This is a genomic window from Streptococcus sp. k-378 (assembly GCF_013277505.1).
GTDB classification, from domain to species: Bacteria; Bacillota; Bacilli; order Lactobacillales; family Streptococcaceae; genus Streptococcus; species Streptococcus pseudopneumoniae.
In genome coordinates, this window is the sequence record NZ_VMNC01000115.1 from 1 (window position 1) to 3,653 (window position 3,653).

3 protein-coding genes are annotated in these 3,653 nt (G+C 40.7%); all 3 read left to right on the top strand.

The genetic code is table 11. The features are described from left to right. Positions 1-370 precede the first annotated feature (370 nt). The 3 genes from ylqF to HT719_RS09995 are packed head-to-tail and all read left to right on the top strand — an operon-like array spanning position 371 to position 3,554. Positions 371-1,222, top strand: coding sequence for a ribosome biogenesis GTPase YlqF (ylqF, locus tag HT719_RS09985; RefSeq protein ID WP_000201328.1), 852 nt, complete (start codon positions 371-373; stop codon positions 1,220-1,222). Continuing rightward, positions 1,209-1,988, top strand: coding sequence for a ribonuclease HII (locus HT719_RS09990; protein WP_023939078.1), 780 nt, complete (start codon positions 1,209-1,211; stop codon positions 1,986-1,988). Before ylqF ends, HT719_RS09990 begins: the two co-directional genes overlap by 14 nt. Before the next feature lie 15 nt (positions 1,989-2,003). Further along, complete coding sequence (locus HT719_RS09995; RefSeq protein WP_172929096.1) at positions 2,004-3,554, top strand: ClC family H(+)/Cl(-) exchange transporter; 1,551 nt, start codon at positions 2,004-2,006, stop codon at positions 3,552-3,554. The last annotated feature ends 99 nt before the right edge of the window (positions 3,555-3,653 follow it).

Here is a 3,653-nt window from a genome sequence, read left to right on the forward strand (position 1 = left end):
GTTGTGGCATTAAAATATCTTCCAATAGTTTTACTTTACGAATAGTATACAGGAGGAACTCCATGAATGATAGATACCTTGTTATGACGCGCTTACTTTAGAATAGTACGTTATAGATGTTAAAATATTTCTAGAAATTAATTTGACTTTCCTAATCGATTTGTTCACATCTTGTTTTAATCTACTATATATAGGGTACTTGAAAGGCTATCATCGGACAAAATAAAGAAGGCATGATATAATATAAAGTAGATTTCTATGTCATAAAACAAGAAGTGTTTGGACATCATCCATTTGAAAACTCTATGTGTTCAAACGATAGTAAAATAAAATAGGGTATCTAAATCCTCGCTATGAAAGGAAAAACTCAATGGCTACTATTCAATGGTTTCCTGGTCACATGTCTAAAGCGCGTCGGCAGGTGCAGGAAAATCTAAAATTTGTTGATTTTGTAACGATTTTGGTGGATGCACGCTTACCTCTATCTAGTCAAAATCCTATGTTGACCAAGATTGTTGGTGATAAACCGAAACTCCTGATTTTAAACAAGGCGGACTTGGCCGATCCAGTAATGACCAAAGAATGGCGTCAGTATTTTGAATCACAGGGAATCCAGACGCTGACTATCAATTCCAAAGAGCAAGTGACTGTAAAAGTTGTAACAGATGCGGCCAAAAAGCTCATGGCCGATAAGATTGCTCGTCAGAAAGGACGTGGTATTCAGATTGAAACCTTGCGTACCATGATTATTGGGATTCCAAATGCTGGTAAATCAACTCTGATGAATCGTTTGGCTGGTAAGAAAATTGCTGTTGTTGGAAACAAGCCAGGGATTACCAAGGGGCAACAATGGCTCAAAACCAATAAAGACCTGGAAATCTTGGATACACCGGGGATTCTCTGGCCTAAGTTTGAGGATGAAACTGTTGCACTGAAACTGGCCTTGACTGGAGCTATCAAAGACCAGTTGCTTCCTATGGATGAGGTAACTATTTTTGGCCTCAATTATTTCAAAGAACATTATCCAGAAAAGTTGGCTGAACGCTTCAAACAAATGAAAATTGAAGAGGAAGCGCCTGTGATTATTATGGATATGACCCGTGCCCTCGGTTTCCGTGATGACTATGACCGTTTTTACAGTCTCTTCGTGAAGGAAGTCCGTGATGGCAAACTCGGTAACTATACCTTAGATACATTGAAAGACCTCTATGGCGACGATTAAAGAAATAAAAGAACTTCTTGCAACGGTCAAGGACTTAGATAACCCTCTTTTTTTACAACTCGAACAGGATAGTCGCTCTGGAGTTCAAAAGGAAATCAGCAAGCGTAAAAAAGCCATTCAGGCTGAATTGGATGAGGATTTTCGTTTGGAATCCATGCTTTCCTATGAAAAAGAACTTTACAAGCAAGGATTGACCTTGATAGCAGGTATTGATGAGGTTGGTCGTGGTCCTCTTGCTGGTCCTGTAGTCGCTGCAGCTGTTATTTTACCTAAAAATTGTAAGATTAGAGGCCTCAATGACAGCAAGAAAATTCCTAAAAAGAAACATCTGGAGATTTTCCAAGCCGTTCAAAACCAAGCCTTGTCGATTGGAATTGGTATCATAGATAATCAGGTCATCGACCAAGTCAATATCTATGAAGCAACCAAACTAGCTATGGAAGAAGCAATCTCCCAGCTCAGTCCTCAACCTGAGCACCTTTTGATAGATGCCATGAAACTGGAGTTGCCCATTTCACAAACCTCCATCATCAAAGGTGATGCTAATTCCCTCTCTATCGCAGCAGCTTCTATAGTAGCCAAGGTGACCCGTGATGAATTGATGAAGGAATACGATCAGCGGTTTCCTGGCTATGATTTCGCTACTAATGCAGGATATGGAACAGCTAAACACCTAGAAGGACTCGAAAAACTAGGAGTTACCCCAATTCACCGAACCAGCTTTGAACCTGTTAAATCACTGGTTTTAGGTAAAAAAGAAAGTTAATTGAAAGGAAATACCATGGAGGAACAGTCGGAAATAGTCCGTTCTAAGAAAGAATTCGCCTTTGCATCCAGCACTATCCTATCCCAAGTTGGTCGAGGAATCATTGTCGGCCTCGTCGTTGGAATTATCGTCGGATCCTTTCGTTTCTTAATTGAAAAGGGCTTCCACCTGATACAAGGACTTTATCAAGATCAAGGGCACCTAGTGCGCAATCTTTTTGTACTGGTTTTGTTTTATATACTCATCTGTTGGCTCAGTGCTAAATTAACTCGATCAGAAAAAGATATCAAAGGCTCAGGAATTCCGCAAGTCGAAGCCGAACTGAAAGGCCTCATGTCCCTCAACTGGTGGGGCGTTCTTTGGAAAAAATATGTGCTAGGAATGCTTGCTATTGCTAGTGGCCTTATGCTGGGGCGTGAAGGGCCAAGTATCCAACTGGGAGCAGTTGGTGGTAAAGGAATTGCCAAGTGGCTCAAATCCAGTCCAGTAGAGGAACGTTCCTTAATTGCCAGTGGAGCTGCAGCAGGTTTAGCCGCAGCCTTTAATGCACCAATAGCAGGCCTCCTCTTTGTAGTAGAAGAAGTTTATCACCATTTTTCGCGCTTTTTCTGGGTTTCTACACTAGCAGCCAGCATCGTAGCAAACTTTGTGTCTCTGCTCATGTTCGGTTTGACACCAGTATTGGATATGCCAGATAACATTCCTCTCATGACCCTAGATCAATACTGGATTTATCTTGTGATGGGAATTTTCCTTGGATTTTCCGGTTTTCTCTATGAAAAAGCTGTGCTCGATGTCGGTAGACTTTATGATTGGATTGGTCAAAAAATCCATTTGGATAGAGCTCATTATCCAATTCTGGCCTTCATTCTCATCATACCAGTCGGAATTTTTTTACCCCACGTCCTTGGTGGTGGAAATCAGCTTGTTCTTTCCTTAACTGAGCAAGATTTTAGTTTTCAAGTTCTATTAGCTTACTTTTTAATTCGCTTTATCTGGAGCATGATTAGTTATGGAAGTGGTCTTCCAGGAGGAATTTTCCTACCAATTCTGGCTCTCGGTTCCTTACTTGGTGCCCTAGTTGGTGTTATCTGTGTCAATCTTGGACTTGTCAGTCAAGAGCAATTCCCTATATTTGTCATTCTAGGAATGAGTGGCTATTTTGGAGCAATATCAAAAGCTCCCTTAACTGCCATGATCCTCGTAACTGAGATGGTAGGAGATATTCGCAACCTCATGCCACTTGGTCTTGTCACTCTTGTTTCTTATATTATCATGGATTTGCTCAAGGGTACACCAGTCTATGAAGCCATGCTGGAAAAAATGCTTCCAGAAGAAGTATCCAGTGAAGGAGAAGTTACCCTTATCGAAATACCAGTTTCTGATAAGATTGCTGGAAAACAAGTACACGAACTCAACTTACCACACAACGTCCTCATCACTACCCAAGTCCATAATGGAAAGAGCCAAACAGTTAATGGCTCAACCAGAATGTATCTGGGTGATATGATTCACCTGGTTATTCCAAAAAGCGAAATTGGGAAAGTCAAAGATTTGTTGTTGTAGAGTTTGTTTACATAATTTATATTATGCAAACAGCTGACTTGATTTATTTAGAAAACCGATTCTCAGCAATGAGGGCGGTTATTATGGCTTCAAGCCAGT